This is a genomic window from Bradyrhizobium pachyrhizi (assembly GCF_001189245.1).
Taxonomy (GTDB): domain Bacteria; phylum Pseudomonadota; class Alphaproteobacteria; order Rhizobiales; family Xanthobacteraceae; genus Bradyrhizobium; species Bradyrhizobium pachyrhizi.
In genome coordinates this window covers 1-17,605 of record NZ_LFIQ01000124.1, presented here as the reverse complement: position 1 = coordinate 17,605, position 17,605 = coordinate 1, and the positions used below count along the sequence as shown (strand labels likewise).

At 65.2% G+C, this 17,605-nt stretch carries 15 protein-coding genes; 9 read left to right on the top strand and 6 right to left on the bottom strand.

Annotated features, from left to right (window positions below):
- The first annotated feature begins 12 nt into the window (after nt 1-12).
- The gene (locus tag AKL29_RS38535; RefSeq protein ID WP_050387782.1) at nt 13-1,200 is read left to right on the top strand and encodes a 6-phosphofructokinase; all 1,188 of its coding nucleotides are present in this window, start codon (nt 13-15) and stop codon (nt 1,198-1,200) included.
- A gap of 214 nt (nt 1,201-1,414) precedes the next feature.
- Entirely contained in the window at nt 1,415-2,560 is a 1,146-nt protein-coding gene (locus tag AKL29_RS38530) for a fructose-1,6-bisphosphatase (RefSeq protein ID WP_050387950.1), read from the top strand.
- Between the two features lie 16 nt (nt 2,561-2,576).
- Here AKL29_RS38530 and AKL29_RS38525 read toward each other — a convergent pair whose 3' ends face one another.
- The 4 genes from AKL29_RS38525 to AKL29_RS38510 all read right to left on the bottom strand — a co-directional run bounded on the left by AKL29_RS38525 (nt 2,577) and on the right by AKL29_RS38510 (nt 7,883).
- Nucleotides 2,577-4,202, bottom strand: coding sequence for an ABC transporter ATP-binding protein (locus AKL29_RS38525; protein WP_050387781.1), 1,626 nt, complete (start codon nt 4,200-4,202; stop codon nt 2,577-2,579).
- Nucleotides 4,199-5,029, bottom strand: coding sequence for an ABC transporter permease (locus tag AKL29_RS38520; protein ID WP_028334422.1), 831 nt, complete (start codon nt 5,027-5,029; stop codon nt 4,199-4,201). Before AKL29_RS38520 ends, AKL29_RS38525 begins: the two co-directional genes overlap by 4 nt.
- A 2-nt stretch (nt 5,030-5,031) precedes the next feature.
- Complete coding sequence (locus AKL29_RS38515; RefSeq protein ID WP_028334421.1) at nt 5,032-6,009, bottom strand: ABC transporter permease; 978 nt, start codon at nt 6,007-6,009, stop codon at nt 5,032-5,034.
- Nucleotides 6,010-6,269: 260 nt separating this feature from the next.
- Entirely contained in the window at nt 6,270-7,883 is a 1,614-nt protein-coding gene (locus AKL29_RS38510) for an ABC transporter substrate-binding protein (protein ID WP_050387780.1), read from the bottom strand.
- 434 nt (nt 7,884-8,317) lie between these two features.
- Between AKL29_RS38510 and AKL29_RS38505 the strand changes: the two genes are divergently transcribed.
- Nucleotides 8,318-8,617: an HU family DNA-binding protein gene (locus AKL29_RS38505; RefSeq protein WP_016843119.1), complete on the top strand. Its 300-nt coding sequence runs from the start codon at nt 8,318-8,320 to the stop codon at nt 8,615-8,617.
- A gap of 167 nt (nt 8,618-8,784) precedes the next feature.
- Here AKL29_RS38505 and AKL29_RS38500 read toward each other — a convergent pair whose 3' ends face one another.
- Together AKL29_RS38500 and AKL29_RS38495 are read right to left on the bottom strand one after the other, a co-directional pair.
- The gene (locus AKL29_RS38500; RefSeq protein WP_050387779.1) at nt 8,785-9,564 is read right to left on the bottom strand and encodes an SDR family oxidoreductase; all 780 of its coding nucleotides are present in this window, start codon (nt 9,562-9,564) and stop codon (nt 8,785-8,787) included.
- 323 nt (nt 9,565-9,887) lie between these two features.
- The gene (locus tag AKL29_RS38495; RefSeq protein ID WP_152977948.1) at nt 9,888-10,874 is read right to left on the bottom strand and encodes an ABC transporter substrate-binding protein; all 987 of its coding nucleotides are present in this window, start codon (nt 10,872-10,874) and stop codon (nt 9,888-9,890) included.
- A gap of 473 nt (nt 10,875-11,347) precedes the next feature.
- Here AKL29_RS38495 and AKL29_RS38490 point away from each other — a divergent pair, with 473 nt between their 5' ends.
- From AKL29_RS38490 to AKL29_RS38465, 6 genes are read left to right on the top strand one after another with little or no spacing between them, the layout of a single operon-like run.
- Nucleotides 11,348-12,445 carry an ABC transporter substrate-binding protein gene (locus tag AKL29_RS38490; RefSeq protein WP_430648912.1) on the top strand — a complete coding sequence of 366 codons (1,098 nt, stop codon included), beginning with the start codon at nt 11,348-11,350 and terminating at the stop codon, nt 12,443-12,445.
- Entirely contained in the window at nt 12,423-13,439 is a 1,017-nt protein-coding gene (locus AKL29_RS38485) for an ABC transporter permease (RefSeq protein WP_050387778.1), read from the top strand. The genes AKL29_RS38490 and AKL29_RS38485 overlap by 23 nt, the downstream gene beginning before the upstream one ends.
- Nucleotides 13,433-14,230: an ABC transporter ATP-binding protein gene (locus AKL29_RS38480; RefSeq protein WP_050387777.1), complete on the top strand. Its 798-nt coding sequence runs from the start codon at nt 13,433-13,435 to the stop codon at nt 14,228-14,230. Before AKL29_RS38485 ends, AKL29_RS38480 begins: the two co-directional genes overlap by 7 nt.
- Nucleotides 14,224-15,396 (top strand): acyl-CoA dehydrogenase family protein, encoded by a 1,173-nt coding sequence (locus AKL29_RS38475; protein WP_050387776.1) that lies wholly within the window; start codon nt 14,224-14,226, stop codon nt 15,394-15,396. The genes AKL29_RS38480 and AKL29_RS38475 overlap by 7 nt, the downstream gene beginning before the upstream one ends.
- Nucleotides 15,397-15,428: 32 nt before the next feature.
- Entirely contained in the window at nt 15,429-16,523 is a 1,095-nt protein-coding gene (locus tag AKL29_RS38470; protein ID WP_028334413.1) for an LLM class flavin-dependent oxidoreductase, read from the top strand.
- Complete coding sequence (locus tag AKL29_RS38465) at nt 16,520-17,461, top strand: ABC transporter substrate-binding protein (protein ID WP_050387775.1); 942 nt, start codon at nt 16,520-16,522, stop codon at nt 17,459-17,461. Before AKL29_RS38470 ends, AKL29_RS38465 begins: the two co-directional genes overlap by 4 nt.
- Nucleotides 17,462-17,605: the final 144 nt, after the last annotated feature.

Here is a 17,605-nt window from a genome sequence, read left to right as displayed (position 1 = left end):
TGGGAGGTGGGCATGGCGAGGAAGCGCATTGGCATTCTCACGGGAGGCGGTGACGTCCCCGGCCTTAACGCGGTGATCAAGAGCGTGACTTATCGCGGCAGCGAGGACGACATCGAGGTTGTCGGTCTCCGCCGAGGCTGGGAGGCCCTCACGCACCTGAACCTCGACGACCCGTCGAGTAAGTCCCATTACATCATCCCGCTGAACCGCGAAAACACGCGCGTGATCGACCGGCGCGGCGGCACCGTGCTGCACTCGAGCCGCACCAATCCCTCCAAAATGAAGAAGTTGCCCGATCATCTCGCGGGCCGCGACTTTCCGGCTTCCCAGAGCACCAAGGGCGGCATCGCAACCACGACGTGGGACCTCACCAACGAGGTGCTCGCGAACCTCGCGGGGCTCGGTATCGAACATCTGATCGCCATCGGCGGCGACGATACGCTCAGCTACGCGGACAAGCTCAACAGGCGAGGCGTCAAGATCATTGCCATCCCGAAGACGATGGACAACGACGTTCGCAACACCGAATACTGCATCGGCTTCTCGACCGCGATCACCCGTGCCAGCGATGCCATCCAGCGCCAGCGCACCACCGTCGGCTCGCACGAACGAATCGGCATTTTCCGCATCTTTGGTCGCGATGCCGGCTTTACGGCACTCTATACCGCATACGCAACCTCGATCCGATGCGCCATACCGGAGTTCAAGGTCAATCTCGACAAGCTGATCCAGCTTCTCCTCGATGACAAGCACGGCAACCCAAGCAACTACGCGCTGATCGTGCTCAGCGAGGGCGCCGAGTGGGAGGGCTACAAGGTGCAGGAATTCGGCGAGCCTGACGCCTACGGTCACCGCAGGAAGGCGAGCGTGGCCGAAGCGTTCGCGGACGAGATCAAGCGGCGCACCGGCGAGGAGACCATCGTCTCTGACCTCACCTACGACCTGCGGTCAGGCGATCCGGACTTCATCGACAAGCTTGTGGCGCTGACGTTCGGCAACATGGCTTACGATGCGATCCTGGAAGGCAAAACCGGCCTCATGTCGGCGCTGGTCGAGGGCCGCTACGACCTCGTGCCGATCCCTGACGCCAAGCTCGGGCCACGCAAATTGGACGTCGCAAGCGCGTACAACACCGAGCGGTACCGTCCTCTCTATTCCAACAAGCGGGGCCTGCCGATCTTTCTCAACCGCGCTTCATAGGGTGGGTGGTAACCCCATCGAGCATGACGAGCTATTCCAGATGCGTCGATAGCCCGTATCGACACGCGGTGACGGAGGGGCCATAGTTCCGCAAGGAATTTGCTCAGGGAACCTGTCGCACCACACGACGTTCTTTTCGCAAATGAGCGCGCCGTCGCCCCCGGCGCAGCGAGCGCCGAGGCGAAGGCGCTGCGCTGCGGTCGGAGGGATGCTCATGAAACTCACCATTTCGGTCATCAAGGCTGACATTGGCTCCGTTGGGGGCCACACGAAACCATCTGCGCGCATGATGGCGGCAGTCGAAGGGGAGGTCGCGAAAGCGATCGACAACGGTCTCCTGATCGACGGTTTCGTGCGCCATACCGGCGACGATATTGCGATCATCATGACGCACACGCGGGGCGAAGGGAGCTCCGAAGTCCACCAATTCGCCTGGAAGACGTTTCTCGCGGCCACTGCGGTTGCGAAGACCTCTGGGCTCTACGGCGCCGGCCAGGATCTTCTTGTCGACGCCCCTTCCGGAAACGTTCGCGGCGCGGGCCCGGCCGTCGCCGAACTCAGCTTCGACCACAACCTCTCGGGCGCGAGACCCGCGGAGTCCTTCATGGTGTTCGCCGCAGACAAATGCGGCCCCGGCGCCTACAACCTGCCGCTCTATCTGGCTTTTGCCGATCCCATGTATTGCGCCGGGCTGATGCTGCCCCCGATGATCAAGGGCTTCCGTTTCCATATCATCGATATGGACAACACGGCCGGCGACAGCGTGATCGAACTCGATGCGCCCGCGGACGGCTACCACATTGCGGCGCTGCTTCGCGACAACGAGCGCTTCGGCATTGATCGCATCGTCTCGAAAACGTATGGCGAGGTCGCCGTCGCCGTTTCGGCGCAGCGCCTGCACTCCATCGCAGGCAAGTACACCGGCAAGGATGATCCGGTCGCGGTCGTCAGGAACCAGGGCATTTTCGCGGCGCCCGAAGAAATCATCTCGCCCTTTGCCAAGGCGCACTTCGTGGGCGGCGATGCGCGCGGCTCGCATGTGATGCCGCTCATGCCGGTGCCGCTCAACACCCCGGTGACGGGGATGTACTGCCTGCCGATCGTTTCCTGCGTCGGCTTCTCGATCGACCGGGACGGGAAGTTCTCGGAGTCCTATACCGATTTCTTTGACAACCTCGCGTGGGACGAGGTCCGCCAGCGCGCGCAGCGCAAGGCGATCGAGATGCGCAGCCAGGGCTGGTCCGGTGCTGCGATGCTGCCCTATTCAGAGCTGGAATATGGCGGCTTCCGCGACACGGTATCCGGATTGCTGAAGCGCTTCCGGCTGCGCGAGGAGCCCAAGCCACAAGCGGCGGAGTAGGGCCGCGCGTGCCCGGCTATTCGGTTGCGGTGCCGTGCTCGCGCGCGAACGCGCCGCCGGGGATCGCCGACAGCAGCGCCTGCGTATAGGAATGCTGCGGCCTGCCGAACACCTCGGCGGTCAGCCCTTGCTCGACCACGGCGCCATCCTTCATGACGGCGACGAGATCGCAGATCTGGGCGGCGACGCGCAGATCGTGGGTGATGAAGATGATGGAGAGGCCGAGCTGCTGGCGCAGCCCGGCGAGCAACCTCAAGACCTGCGCCTGCACCGAGACGTCGAGCGCCGAGACTGGCTCGTCCGCCACCAGCACATCCGGCTTCAACGCCAATGCCCGGGCGAGCCCGATGCGCTGGCGCTGGCCGCCGGAGAATTCGTGCGGGTAGCGATCGCCGGCGGACGGATCGAGCCCGACCAGCCCGAACAGCTTTCGCGCTTCCGCAATCGCGGTGGCGCGATCGGTGCCGTGCACGATCGGTCCCTGCGCCACCAGCTCGGCCGCCTTGCGGCGCGGATTGAGCGAGGCGAACGGATCCTGGAACACCGTCTGGATGTGGCGGGTCTCGCGCCTGATATCGTCGCGGCCGAGCTTTGCCCAGTCCTTGCCGTCGAGCACGATCGACCCGGTGTCGGGATCGATCAGCCGCACGATGCAGCGCGCGAGCGTCGATTTGCCCGAACCGGATTCGCCGACGATGCCGAGCGTCGCGCCGCGCGGGAGATGCAGCGACACGTTCTTGACGGCTTCCGTGATCCGCGCGCCGCGGCCGAGGAAGCCGCCGGTGCGGTAGGTCTTGGAGACGCCGTCGATGGTCAGGATATCCTTGCCGGAAAGGATGCGCGGCGGCGGCGCCTTCAGCGGCGGCACGGCCGCAATCAGCTGCTTGGTGTAGGCATGCTGCGGATCGTTCAGCACCTTGTCGGCCGCGCCTTGCTCGACGATCGAGCCGTGCTGCATCACCACGACGCGGTCGGCGATCTCGGCGACGACGCCGAAATCATGGGTGATGAACAGCACCGCCGTCCTCTTGCGCTGCTGCAAATCGCGGATCAGCTTCAGGATCTGCGCCTGCGTTGTGACATCGAGCGCGGTGGTCGGCTCGTCGGCGATCAGGAGCTTGGGGTCGAGCGCCAGCGCCATCGCGATCATCGCCCGCTGGCGCTGGCCGCCCGACAGCTCGTGCGGGTAGGCTTTTGCGGCAGCCCTGGGGTCGGGGATGCGGACGTCCTCGAGCAGCGCCAGCACCCGCGCATTGATCTCGGCCTTCGAGAGAGCGGTGTGGATCGCAAACATCTCGCCGATCTGGTCACCGATGGTGCGCAGCGGGTTGAGCGCGGTCATCGGCTCCTGGAAGATCATCGCGATCCCGGCGCCGCGCACATCGCGCATCTCTGCCGGATCGGCGGCGCAGAGGTCGCGGCCGTCGAACATCATCCGGCCCCGTTCGATCGTCACCTCGTTCGGCAGCAGCCGCATGATGGCGTTCGCCATCATCGACTTGCCGGAGCCGGACTCGCCGACCACGCAGAGGATCTCGTTGGAGGCGATCGACAATGAGACGTCGGACAGCGCATGCGGCCGGTCGGCGCCTTTGGGCAGGCGCACTGTCAGGGCGTCGAGCGAAAGGACCGTCTCGCTCATCGGCTCTTCAGCCTCGGATTGAGCGCATCGTTGAGGCCCTGGCCGACCAGCGACACCGCGAGCACGGTGACGAGGATCGCAATGCCGGGGATCGCCGAGACGTACCACTGCACCCGGAGCACGTCGCGGCCGAGCCCGATCAGATTGCCCCAGGAGGCGACGTTGGGATCGGACAGCCTCAGGAAGGCGAGCGCGCTTTCCAGCAGGATCGCGACCGCCATCACCACGCTGGCATAGACGATCACGGGCGGCAGCGCGTTGGGCAGGATTTCGCCGAGAATGAGCTGGACGTCCTTCATGCCGAGCGTCTTGCCGGCCTGGACGAATTCGCGGTTGCGCAGCGACAGGAACTCGGCGCGGGTCAGCCGTGCCGGCGCCGGCCACGACACCACGCCAACTGCAATGGTCACCGTGGTCAGGGTCGAGCCGAACACCGCGACCAGCACCAGCAGCAGCACGAAGTTCGGCAGCGTCTGGAACGCCTCGGTGATCCGCATCAAGACATTGTCGACCCAGCCGCCGTAATAGCCGGCGAAGGCGCCGACCAGGATGCCGATCAGGATCGCGATCACGGTGGCGACGCCGCCGATCAGCAGCGAGATCCGCGCGCCGTAGAAGATCTGGGCGGCGATGTCGCGGCCGGAATTGTCGGTCCCAAGCAGGAAGCGCGGGTTGGAGAACGGCCAGATCAGCGGCCGGCCGGCAAGGGCGAGCGGATCGCGCGGATAGAGGACACCCGCGCTGATTGCCATCGCGATGACAAGCAGCAGCAGGATCAGGCCGATCACCGCGGCCGGGCTGCGGAAGTAGCGCTTCACGGCATCCATCGTCAGCCCTCCGCCGCGATGCGCGGATCGAGCCGCGCGTAGAGCAGGTCGACGACGAAGTTCACGGATATGACGAGTAGTGCGGACACGAAGACGATGCCGAGCAGGGTGTTGAGGTCGCGCTGCACCACCGATTCATAGGCAAGGCGGCCGAGGCCGGGCAGGGAGAACACGCTCTCCACCACGACCGAGCCGCCGAGCATGGTGCCGGCCTGCAATCCGATCAGCGTCACCATTGGCAGCAGCGCGTTGCGCAGCACATGGCGGGTGATGACATGGGTCTCGTCCAGCCCCTTGGCGCGGGCGGTGCGGACGAAATCGAGGTTCAGCACCTCCAGCATCGAGGCGCGCATGATGCGCAAATAGATTGCGAGGAAGATCAGCCCGAGCGTCAGCGTCGGCAGCACCAGATGGGCCGCGATATCCAGCACGCGCCAGATCCCGGTCTGCACCGTGCCGATGTCCTCGAAGCCGCCCGGCGGCAGCCACTGCAGATAGACCGAGAACACCACGATCGCCATCAGCCCGAACCAGAACGAGGGCGTGGCGTAGAAGATCAGGCCGAGGGTGGAGATCATCGTGTCCGGCCAGCGGTTGACGCCGCGCGCGGCGATCACGCCGAACACGAGGCCAAAGAAGAACGCGAATGACAGCGACGCGGTCATCAACAGGATGGTCGGCGGCAGCCGTTCCAGGATCACGGTCGCCACCGGCTTGCCGTAGATCGAGGAGAAGCCGAGGTCGAGCCGGACCAGGTGCCACAGATAGTTCCCGAGCTGCGCCGGAACCGAGAGGTTTAGCCCGTAGAATTTGCGCAGCGCCTCGGCGGTCGCGGCGTCGCCGCCGCCCATTTGCGCCATCAGCGCATCGACGGTGTCGCCCGGCGCGAGCTGCAGCAGCAGGAACACGCCGATCAGGATCAGGAACAGGGTCGGGATCGAGGCGGCGAGCCGCCGCCCCGCAAGGCTCAGGATACGCATGCCTTATCTATAGCGTTTTCGAAGGAAGTGGCCACCGGTCGCCGTCATTGACTTGAACCAGCGTCGGCCGCTCGGTCAGCTCGCCCCGCTTGCGGGGTCGAGACGAGCGAAGCTCGGTCTTCGAGGTCGAATCGCATCGTTAGATGCGATCCGGGTGAGGGGGTACCGGACCATCCACCCGCATCACTTGCGGAGACAGCCCCTCACCCCAACCCTCTCCCTGCAAGAGCGGGGCGAGGGAGAAGCAAGGGCGCGCAGCCTCATGCGCTCAGCCAAAGATCGTGCCAGCTCGTCGAGCCCCAGCGCGGGGTGTTGGAATGGTTGCGCGCCTTGGCCGTGATCACGGTGACGAAGATCTGCTCGATCGGCATCCAGACCGGCAGCTCGGTGTTCACCTCCTTGACGAAATCGGCGTAGAGCGCCTTGCGCTTGACCGGATCGACTTCGGTCGCGGCGTTGTCGATGGTGGCATCGACGGTCTTGTCCTCCCAGCCCCATTGGTTGGTCCACGGCGCGCCCTTGGGCTGGCCGGAGCGGTACCATACCGTGGTCGAGACCGCAGGGTCGTTGCGGTACTGGTGCCAGCCGGTCGCGAGATCGAAGGCGTGCTCGTCATAGACCTGCTTGAGGAAGCCGCCGCCGTCGTTGCGCACGATGTCGACCTGGATGCCGACTTCTCCCAGCGACTGCTGGATGAAGGTCGACCACAGCGAGATGTCCTCGCCCCACGGCGCCGGCAAGAGCCTCAGCGAGAAGCGGTTGCCGCTACTGGCCTTGAAGCCGGCCTCGTCGAGCAGCGCGATCGCCTTGGCCTTGTCATAGGGGTATTGCGGCGTGTTCGGCCCGGGATAGAAGTCGGTCGAGGTCGACGGGATCGGGCCGGTGCCGAGCTTGGCGAAATCGCCCAGAAAATTGTCGATGAAGAACGGCACGTTGATCGCGTGCGCGATGGCACGGCGGACCCGGATGTCGGCCAGCTCCTTGCGGCGGAAGTTGAACTCGATCGTGTTGGTGCGGGCGTTGCCCTCATTGCCCTTGGTCTGGACGATGAAGCGCTTGTCCTTGCCGAGCCGCGCCATGTCCGAGATCGTGAGGCCCGAGAACGGGCTGTAGTGCAGCTCGCCGGCCTCCATCTGTGCGGCCGCGGCGGCGCGGTCGGTGATCACCTTCCAGACGATGCGGTCGAGATAGGGCGCGTTCGGCCGCCAATAGTCCGGGTTGCGGTCGGCGATGATGTATTGCCCGCGCTCGTATTTGACGAATTTGAACGGGCCGGTGCCGACCGGCGCCAGATTGGTCGGGTTCTGCCTGATGTCGCCGCTCTCATAGAGATGCTTGGCGGAGACGTAGCCGAGGTCGGGCAGGGCCCGGAGCAACAGGTTCAGCGGCATCGGCCGCTCGTAGCGGAAGATCGCGGTCTGCGGATCGGGCGTATCGACCGATGTGAGGAACAGCTGCAGCGTCGATCCGTAGTTGAGGATCTTCTTCCACATGTTCATCGCGCTGAAGGCGACGTCGTCAGACGTGAACGGCTTGCCGTCGTGCCAGGTGACGCCCTTGCGCAGCTTGAAGGTGACGGTCTTGCCGTCCGGGGTCGCCTCCCAGCTCTCGGCGAGCACGCCGACCGGCTGGCCGTTGGCGTCGAGGTCGACCAGATTCTCCTGGATCTTGCCGCCGATGATGTAGACGCCGGTCGAGGCCTGGATGCTGGGATTGAGCTGGCGCTGCTCGGCGCCGTAATGGACGTTGAACACGCCGCCCTTGCGCGGGGTTTCTTGCGCGAATGCCCGCATCGGATTGATGACATTGGCCGCAATCGCGGCCGAGGTCAGAAGGGCCGTGCGGCGGTTGATCTCGAGGCGGCTCAAATCCATACGCGGGTCTCCAGAACTTGCATAAAGGCTTGCATCGGGCGGCCAGCCGATCGGTCGTGGCCGTCATTTGGCGATGTTAGCTTGGAATGGGAACCCAAGTCATTTTCTAATGCCTCGGCCTTTTGGAGGATCGTTTCCGAAACCTGAAGTGGCGCGCGGCAGCGCTTCGCAACCCGGATCGAGCGCCGCATTGTCGCAGTTTGGGCCGCGCGAGTTGCGTCTGGTGATTCTCTCGAGGGACTGTTTCGGGAGCCCCGAAGCCGCGCAAACGCTGTAATTTTAGGAGTCGGAAGCGCCTTGACTTGAAAAAACACTGGAAAAATCCCTGATTCGGAGGCTGTCCACAGCGATATTGTGGTGGGAAGTGCAGAAAACACTGTTTTTCTCGGCATTTTCCGCCATATCGTGCCCACTCCAGAATCAATGGAGCAACCATGGCTACCCAACTGTCGAAGTCGCAAGTGATCGAGAAGATCGCGACCACCACCGAACTCTCCAAGCGCGACGTCAAGAACGTTTTGGACTCGCTCGTCGATGTCGGCCACAAGGAGCTGAAGAAGAACGGGGTGTTCCTCGTCCCCGGCTTCGCGAAGTTCGTTGTGGTCAAGAAGCCTGCGACCAAGGCGCGCAAGGGCACCAACCCCTTCACCGGCGAAGAGATGATGTTCAAGGCCAAGCCGGCCCGGAAGATCGTCCGCGCACGGCCGGTCAAGGCCGCCAAGGACGCGGTTTAAGACGAAAAGGCCTCCGGTGACGGAGGCCTTTTGCTTTTGAGCCGTCGCTTCCTGCCGTTGGTTGCCCGCTTGAGCGTTTTCGAGCGCAGCGGACACCGGTTCGCGTGAAGAAAACGCGCCAAAGCAGAATCTGGAGCTCCGGACCGGGTTGAACCGGGACCGGGGCTCTAGACCACCGGCGAGCGGCCACCATCGACATTGATGGCGGTGCCGGTGATGTAGGAGCCTTGCTCCGAGGCCAGGAAGCAGGCGAGGTTGGCGAACTCCTCCGCCGTGCCGATGCGGCCGAGCGGGGTGCCCTTGGCAAGGCCCTTGGCGAATTCCCCGAAATCCGTGTTCGGCGCCTGGGCAGCATGCCGCTTGACCCATTGATCGCTCATGATCAGGCCGACCAAGAGCGCATTCACCAGGATGTTGTGCTCGCCGCCTTCATTGGCCATGACCTTGGTCAGCGCCATGCCGGCGGCGCGCGACACCGAGGTCGGCGCGGAATTGCCGGCCGGCGCCTTTGCAAAGGTGTTGAGCACGTTGATGATGCGGCCCCATTTGCGCTGCTTCATGCCCGGCCACACCAGCCGGCTGAAGCGGATCGCGGCGAACAGCTTCAGGTCGAGGTCCTCCTGCCAGGCCTCGTCGCTGATGCTCTCGAACGCCAGCGTGCGTGCCGTGCCGGCGTTGTTGACGAGCACGTCGATCTTGCCGAGATCGGCAACGATCTGGTCGTGGGCCTTGCTGATGTCGGCGGCCTTCGCGACGTCGCAGACATAATCGCGCACCACGAGGCCATCCCTGGCGAGCGCCTCGCGCGCCGCAGCGAGATCGGCCGCGCCGCGGGCGAGGATCGCGACCCTGGCGCCGGATTCGGCAAACCGCCGCGCCACCGCGATCCCGATGCCCTTGCTGCCGCCGGTAACCACCGCGACGCGGTCCTTCATTGATAGGTTCATTGTTGTTCTCCCTGGGGCTGGCCCGGAGAGGACGCTATCAAACCGACAGCGCGACCAACAAGGTCATGCAGAGCAGGTGTGCTGTGACAATCAGTGCGAGATGGAGCGGGCCGGACATCGGAGGTCTCCATTGTGGTGCGTTGTGAGGTGAGCACCGCCGCTCATCTCCCTCCCCCTGAAAGGGGGAGGGCGGGGTGGGGGTTGCTCTCCGCGGACGCCGGCCGCTTGTGGAGGCAGATCCCCACCCGGATTACGCTTGCGCGCAATCCGACCTCCCCTTTGCAAGGGGAGGTGAGGAAAGAGCGCTCCAGTTCAGGCGCGCGTCAGTTCAGGTTCGCGCTCGCCGTGAAGCTGCGGTCGACGGCCTTGCCGACGTCGAGCGTCCTGCCGAGGATGCCGTAGCGGGTGGCGCGGTCGGAGGCGGCCTGCACCTCCTTGACCACGGCCTCGTCGATCGCGATCGGGCTCGTCTTCTGCGCGGTGTAGGCGGCGAGCAGCACGTCCTCCGGCAGTTTTGTGAGCTCGGCCGTGTTCCTGGCATACTCGGCGAGATGGTCGAGCGACCACAGCCGCGCCTTGTTGAGCCGCTGCACCAGGTCCTGCACCGCCGCGCGCTTGGTTGCGATCGCGTTGTCGGAGGCGACGATGAAGGTGATGGTCGGCGTCAGCCCTTCGCCATCGGCGACGACGCGCGCCTTGTCCTTCAGCGTGGCATAGGAGATATACGGCTCCCACACCGCCCAGGCGTCGATCGAGCCGGCGAGCAGCGCGATCTTGGCGTCGACCGGGCCGAGCGGCGCGAAGGTCGCGTCCTCGATCCTGCTGCCGGCTTTTTCCAGCGTCGCGTTGATCAGGAATTGGCCCCAGCCGCCCCGCGTGCCGGCGAGGCGCTTGCCCTTCAGATCGGCCGCGGTCTTGATCGGCGAGTCCCCGCGCACTAGGATCGCTTGCGTCCGCGCATCGGAGCGCGTGCCGCCGATCGCCTTGATCGGCGCGCCCGACGCATAGACGGTGAGGAAGGACAGATCGCCGGTGTAGCCGACGTCGAGCGCGCCGGCATTGATCGCCTCCAGGATCGGGGCCGCGGCGGGAAATTCCGACCACTCGATCTTGTACGGCAGGTCCTTTGCGAGGCCGGAGATCTCCAGCAGCGAGCGGTTGCCGCCCTTCTGGTCGCCGACGCGCAGCACGATCGCGTCGCCCGCGAGTGCCGCGGCCGACGTCGACAGCGTGATCGCGGCCGCGATCAGCGCGGCCGCGGTGCGGCGGGTGAGAGAATAGGCAAGGCCCGAGCGGGTCAGTTTGCGCATTGGAATTTTTTTCCCGATTCATTCGCTGCTCGGCGGAACGCGCGGCAGCGTTCGACCAAGTCTATGAGCAAGCCGTTCGCCGTCAACGAAACGGAAATCTGAATTCGGCGGCTGCGCGGCAAGGATGATCTCGTCAGGCATGCCGCGCGTAGAAGACATCGCGCATGCGACCGCAAAACGCTCAAATTTGATGCAGTCACGGGTGATCGCGCCGCATCTCCGTGTGGGACGATCGTGAAAATCCTTTCATCGCCGCGCGATGCGATCGTGGAGAGTTCAGCTGCGGCGCCGACAACATTCGAAATTCCATTTCATTGACGATGAACTTGTCGCGCCGCATCATTTGCGGGTTGCTTTGAATGCAATAGCGCCGGAGAAATCCGCTTTTTCTAAAACCATGAGCTTCGAACGACGGGGTGCGCAAACGGAGACGTTTTGCGCGCGGGGCGGAGCCTTGCCGAAATGCAGGAGTGATGATGTCGACGGATAACAAGAAGACGGTGATGGATCGCCGCACATTGCTGCGTGCGGGCGCTGCCGCGGCCTTTGCCGCGCCGATCGGGGCGTATAGCGCGCAGGCCTTCGCGCCACGGGCGATCACGCCGGCGATCGACTTCTCCGAATTCCCGATCTGCAAGACCGCGTCCGATGCGCCGGCTCTGACCGGCGCGCCGCGCAAGCTGAAGCTGTCCTGGAACGCCGGCGCGGTCTGCCTTGCGCCGCTGCCGGTCGCGATCGACCACGGCTTCTTCCAGAAGCAGAATCTCGACGTCGAGCTGGTCAACTATTCGGGCTCGACCGACCAGCTGCTGGAAGCGATCGCCACCGGCAAGAGCGACGCCGGTCTCGGCATGGCGCTGCGCTGGCTGAAGCCGCTGGAGCAGGGCTTTGACGTCAAGATCGCCGCCGGCACCCATGGCGGCTGCATGCGCGTCCTGACCCGCACCAATTCCGGCATAGGCAAGCTCGCCGATCTCAAGGGCAAGATCGTCGCGGTCGGCGATCTCGCAGGCCCCGACAAGAACTTCTTCTCGATCCAGCTCGCCAAACTCGGCATCGACCCGATCAAGGACGTCGACTGGCGTGCCTATCCCGGCAATCTCCTCAACGTCGCGGTCGAGAAGGGCGAGGTGCAGGCCTTCCTGTCGTCGGACCCGCTGGCCTATCTCTGGCTGAAGGATGCGCAATACAAGGAGGTCGCCTCCAACCTCGACGGCGAATATCGCGACAAGAGCTGCTGCATCGTCGGCCTGCGCGGCAGCCTGGTGCGCGAGGAGCCTCAGGTCGCGCGCGCCATCACCCAGGCGCTGCTCGACGCCGCGATGTTCACCTCGCAGAACCCGGACAAGGCGGCGAAGTCGTTCCAGCCCTATGCGCCGAAGGCGGCGAGCCTCGCCGATCTCGAGGCAATGGCGCGCTACCACACCCATCACCATCACCCGACCGGCGAAGTGCTCAAGCGCGAGCTGAAGGGCTACGCCGACGACCTCAAGACGGTGCAGGTGTTCAAGCAGAGCACCGACACGGCGAAATTCGCGGAGCGGATCTATGTCGACGTATTCAGTGTCTGACGCGACTGCCGCGGCCGCGCCGCGGGCAGCGATCACGCTCGCGGACCTCTCCGGCAGTTACGGTGTGGGCCTTGCGGCGAGCCTCGTCTGGCTCGCTTTCGGCCTCTCATGCCTCTATTGGCCCGATGTCGGCGACTGGTCGCGGACCGGATCGCTCGGCATCGGCGCGATCGTTGTCGCTGCCTTCATCCTGTTCGGCACATTCAGCGCGGATTATCTCGGCGGCGCCGGGCAGGCGTTGCGCAAGCGCGCGCCGTGGCTGGTGGCGTTCGGCGCCTTCGTGACGTTGTGGGAGGTCGCCACCGCGAAATTCGCCTGGCTGCCGCTGCCGTTCTTCCCGCCGCCGCAGTCGATCCTCGAGGTCTATACCGACGATCTGCCGAAACTGCTCGACAGCGTGTTCGCCTCGATCAAGCTGCAGCTCGGCGGCTACATCATCGGCGCGACCGTCGGCTTTATCACCGGTGTCTCGATCGGCTGGTCGCAGAAGATCGGTTATTGGGTGCATCCGGTGCTGCGCTTCATCGGCCCGCTGCCGGCCACTGCCTGGCTGCCGATCGCCTTCTTCACCTTTCCGTCGAGCTGGAGCGCCTCCACGTTCCTGATCGCACTGGCCACCGGCTTTCCGGTGACGGTCCTGACCTGGTCGGGCGTCGCGAGCGTCAGCAGCGCCTATTACGACGTCGCGCGCACGCTCGGCGCAAAACCGTCATTCCTGGTGCTGAAGGTCGCGATCCCCGCGGCGCTGCCGCATGTGTTCGTCGGCCTGTTCATGGGGCTCGGCTCGTCCTTTGCGGTGCTGGTCGTCGCCGAGATGATCGGCGTCAAGGCCGGGCTCGGCTGGTACCTGCAATGGGCGCAAGGCTGGGCGGCCTATGCCAACATGTATGCGGCGCTGATCGTGATGTCGCTGCTCTGCTCCGGCGCGATCACGCTCTTGTTCCGCACCCGCGACCGCCTGCTGGTCTGGCAGAAGGGCGTCGTCAAATGGTAGTGCAGTCCGCAGCTGAGGCGATCACCTATCCGGCGGTCGGCGCCGAGCTCGATATCGAAGGCATCAGCCACGCCTTCGATATCGATGGCGCCACGCTTCCGGTGCTCGATAATGTCAATCTCGCGATCGCGCCGGGCGAGTTCGTCGCGCTGCTCGGCCCGTCCGGCTGCGGCAAGTCGACCTTGCTGCGGCTGGTCGCGGGACTGGAGAAGCCGCGCGCGGGCACGCTGCGCGAGGATGAAGTGCGCATCAGTGGCCCGCATCCGTCGCGGGTCGTTGTGTTCCAGGATCCGACGCTGTTTCCGTGGCGCACGGTGTGGGACAATGTCGCGCTTGGCCTCGAAGCGCAGGGCATCCTGAAGGCGCAGCGCCACCGCGTCGATGACGTCATCGAGCTGGTCGGCCTGTCCTCGTTCCGCAACGCTTATCCGCACCAGCTCTCCGGCGGCATGGCGCAGCGCGTGGCGCTGGCGCGCGCGCTTGTCAACGATCCGAAGATCCTGGTGCTCGACGAGCCGCTCGGCAAGCTCGACTCGCTAACGCGGATCGCCATGCAGTCGGAGCTCGTCGCGCTGTGGCAGCGCAAGGGCTTCACCACGCTGTTGGTCACCCATGACGTCGAGGAGGCGCTGGTGCTGGCCAACCGCGTCATCGTGCTGTCCGATCGGCCGGCGCGGATCAAGGCTGACATCGCCGTCGCCCGGCCGTACCCGCGGCATCGCGGCGATCCCTATCTGGCGGAGCTGCGCAAGCAGATCCTCGGCCTGCTCGGACTGGAGGCGACATGGTGACATCAGCGGCGAGGGAGCTGCCGCCGGCGAACGAGCCGGAGTACATCGCGCGCGCGTTGCTGCTCGCCGCTGTGTTTGCTGCGCGCGCGCCGGCGCACGACCGCGACGCCAGCTTTCCCTTCGAGAATTTCGCCGATCTGTCGCGCGAAGGCCTGCTGGCGCTGACGGTGCCGGCAGCGCTCGGCGGCGGCGGAGCGGGTGCCCGCGACGCCACGCGCGTGCTCGGCATCATCGGCAAGGCCGATCCGTCGACCGCGCTGGTGCTGTCGATGCACTACATCCAGCATCTGGTGATGGCGCGCAGCACGCGCTGGCCGGCGCGTCTTTCGCGCAAGCTCGCCAAGGAAGCCGTCGAGGGTGTGGCGCTGATCAACGCTTTGCGCGTCGAGCCCGAGCTCGGCTCGCCCGCGCGCGGCGGCCTGCCGGCGACAACGGCGCGCCGCACCGAGACTGGCTGGCGGTTGACAGGCAAGAAGATCTATTCGACCGGTGCGCCGATCCTGAAATGGTATTCGGTCTGGGCAAAGACCGATGAGCCGGAGACCCGTGTCGGCTTGTTTCTGGTTCCCGCCGGGTTGCCGGGAACGCGGATCGAGGAGACCTGGGACCACCTTGGCCTGCGCGCCAGCGGCAGCCACACCGTGATCTTCGACGACGTGGTGTTTCCGCTGGATTACGAGATCGACGTCCGCGGGCCCGACGACTGGAAGGTTCCTGACGTCACCCAGGCGACCGTGCACGCGATTTTCGTCGCCGCGATCTATGACGGCATCGCCCGCGCGGCCCGCGACTGGCTGGTCACATTCCTGAAGCAGCGGGTGCCCGCCAATCTCGGCGCGCCGCTCGCGACCTTGCCACGGATGCAGGAGGTGGTCGGCGCGATCGAGGCGCGGCTTGCGGTCAATGCGCGCCTGATCGACAGCTTCGCCGCCGATTTCGATAACGGCTTCCCGCTTTCTGCGATCGAGTCTAACATCATCAAGCTGACGGTGACCAACAACGCCGCGGCAGTGGTGGAGGATGCCTTGTCGCTGACCAGCAATCACGGCCTGTCGCGAACCAATCCGCTGGAGCGGCATTACCGTGACGTGCTGTGCGGCCGCGTCCATACCCCGCAAGACGATGCCACCCGTGTCTCCGCCGGACGCTCCGCGCTGGGCGTCTGAAAACAACAGCCAACAACAACGGAGTTCCCGTCATGCCGGTCGAATTCATCGGCTTCATCACCAACAACAATGCTTCCGAGACCATCGTCCGCTCAGGCCCGGTGCTCGATCCGCCCTATATCGAGACGGTGGCCAAGGCGCATGAGCTCGCCGGTTTCGACCGCGCGCTGCTGGCGTTCCACTCTACCACGCCGGATGCGTTGCAGGTCGCGCAGCATGTCCTGACCATCACCAGGCAGCTCAAGGTGATGATCGCGCAGCGCCCGGGCTTTACCGCGCCGACGCTGCTGGCGCGCCAGCTTGCGACGCTGGATCAATTCTACGGCGGCCGCGTCTCGCTGCACGTCATTACCGGCGGCAACGCCATCGAGCTGCGCCAGGACGGCAACACGCTCGACGACAAGGACGAGCGCTACGCGCGCACCAGCGAATTCCTCGACGTGGTGCGGCTGGAATGGACCAGCGAGAAGCCGTTCAACTACAGCGGCAAGTATTACAACGTCGAGAACGGCTTCTCGCAGGTGAAGCCGTTGCAGAAGGGCGGCATCTACACCTTCGTCGGCGGCGGCTCGGACGCCGCGGTCGAGGTCGCGGGCAAGCACGCCGATACGTTCGCGCTGTGGGGCGAGTCCTACGCGCAGGTGCGCGACGTCACCGCGCGGGTGCGCGCGGCCGCGGCCAGGCACGGAAGGCCGACTCCGCGCTTCAGCCTGTCGGTGCGGCCGATCCTCGCCGATACTGAAGAGAAGGCGTGGAAGAAGGCGGAACATATCCTCGAGCGCGCCACCGCGCTGCAGGACCAGACCGGCTATCGTCGTCCCAACCACGCGACCGACGGCGCCAAGCGGCTGCTGGCGCTCGCTGATCAGGGCACGCGCATCGACAAGCGGCTGTGGACCGAGATCGCCAAACTGACCGGCGCCAACAGCAACACCACCGCGCTGGTCGGCACACCCGAGCAGGTCGCCGAGGTATTCGGCGACTATTACGATCTCGGCGTCAGTCACTTCCTGATCCGCGGCTTCGATCCCTTGGTCGATGCGATCGACTATGGCCGGGCGCTGATTCCGCTGACCCGCAAGCTGATCGAAGCGCGGGACCAGCAGCGGGGAATTGCCGCCGAATGATCCGTCTCATTGTTGCGGCAGCGCTTGCGCTCGCCGCCATCGACGCGGCCTTCGCGCAGACCACGCTGCGCGTCGGCGACCAGAAAGGCAATTCGCAGGCCGTGATGGAAGCGGCCGGTGTGCTCAAGGACGTCCCCTACACGATCGAGTGGAAGGAGTTCGCCGCAGCCGCGCCGCTGCTGGAGGCGCTTGCGGCAGGCGCGATCGATACCGGCCTGGTCGGCGACGCGCCGTTCACCTTCGCGGCGGCCGCCAAAATTCCGGTCAAGGCGATCGCGGCGGTGCGGCAGTCGCGCGACGGGCTCGCGGTCGTGGTGCCGGAAAACTCCGCGATCAAGAGCTTTGACGATCTGCGCGGCAGGAAGATCGCAACCGGCCGCGGTTCGATCGGCCATCAGCTGATCCTGGCGGCGCTGGAATCCAGGGGTTGGCAGGCGAGCGACGTGCAGATCGCGTTTCTCGCGCCGTCGGACGCGAAGGTCGCCTACACGCAGGGCGCGGTCGACGCCTGGTCGACCTGGGAGCCTTATGTCAGCCAGGAAGAGGTGCTGTTCAAGTCGCGCCGCGTCATCACGGCCGACGGCATCACGCCCGGCCTCGGCTTCCAGGTCGCAACCCCCGATGCGATCAAGGGCAAGCGCGCCGAGCTCGAGGATTTCGTGCGGCGGTTGGCGGCCGCGCGCGCATGGTCGCAGAACAATGTCGAGGGCTACGCCGCCACCTGGGGCAGGCTGATGAACATCCCGCCCGCGGTGCCGCTGAACTGGCTGACGCGGGCCAAGATCCGCATCGCGCCGATCGACGACAGCGTGGTCGCCGACGAGCAGAAGACCATCGACCTCTACGACCGCTGGGGCCTGATCCGGCAGAAGATCAACGCCGCCGACATCGTCGACCGCTCGTTTGGTGCGGCCGTCGGGAAGGGCGCGGGACTGTAGGCAATTTGCAAGCGATACATTCAACGTCGTCCTGGCGAAAGCCAGGACCCATTACCCCGGATGGCAGTTGTTGCACGACGCCGGGGCCGCGATCCTGCTCATTATCAAATTTAATGGTAATGGGTCCCCTGAGTTCGCAAACGA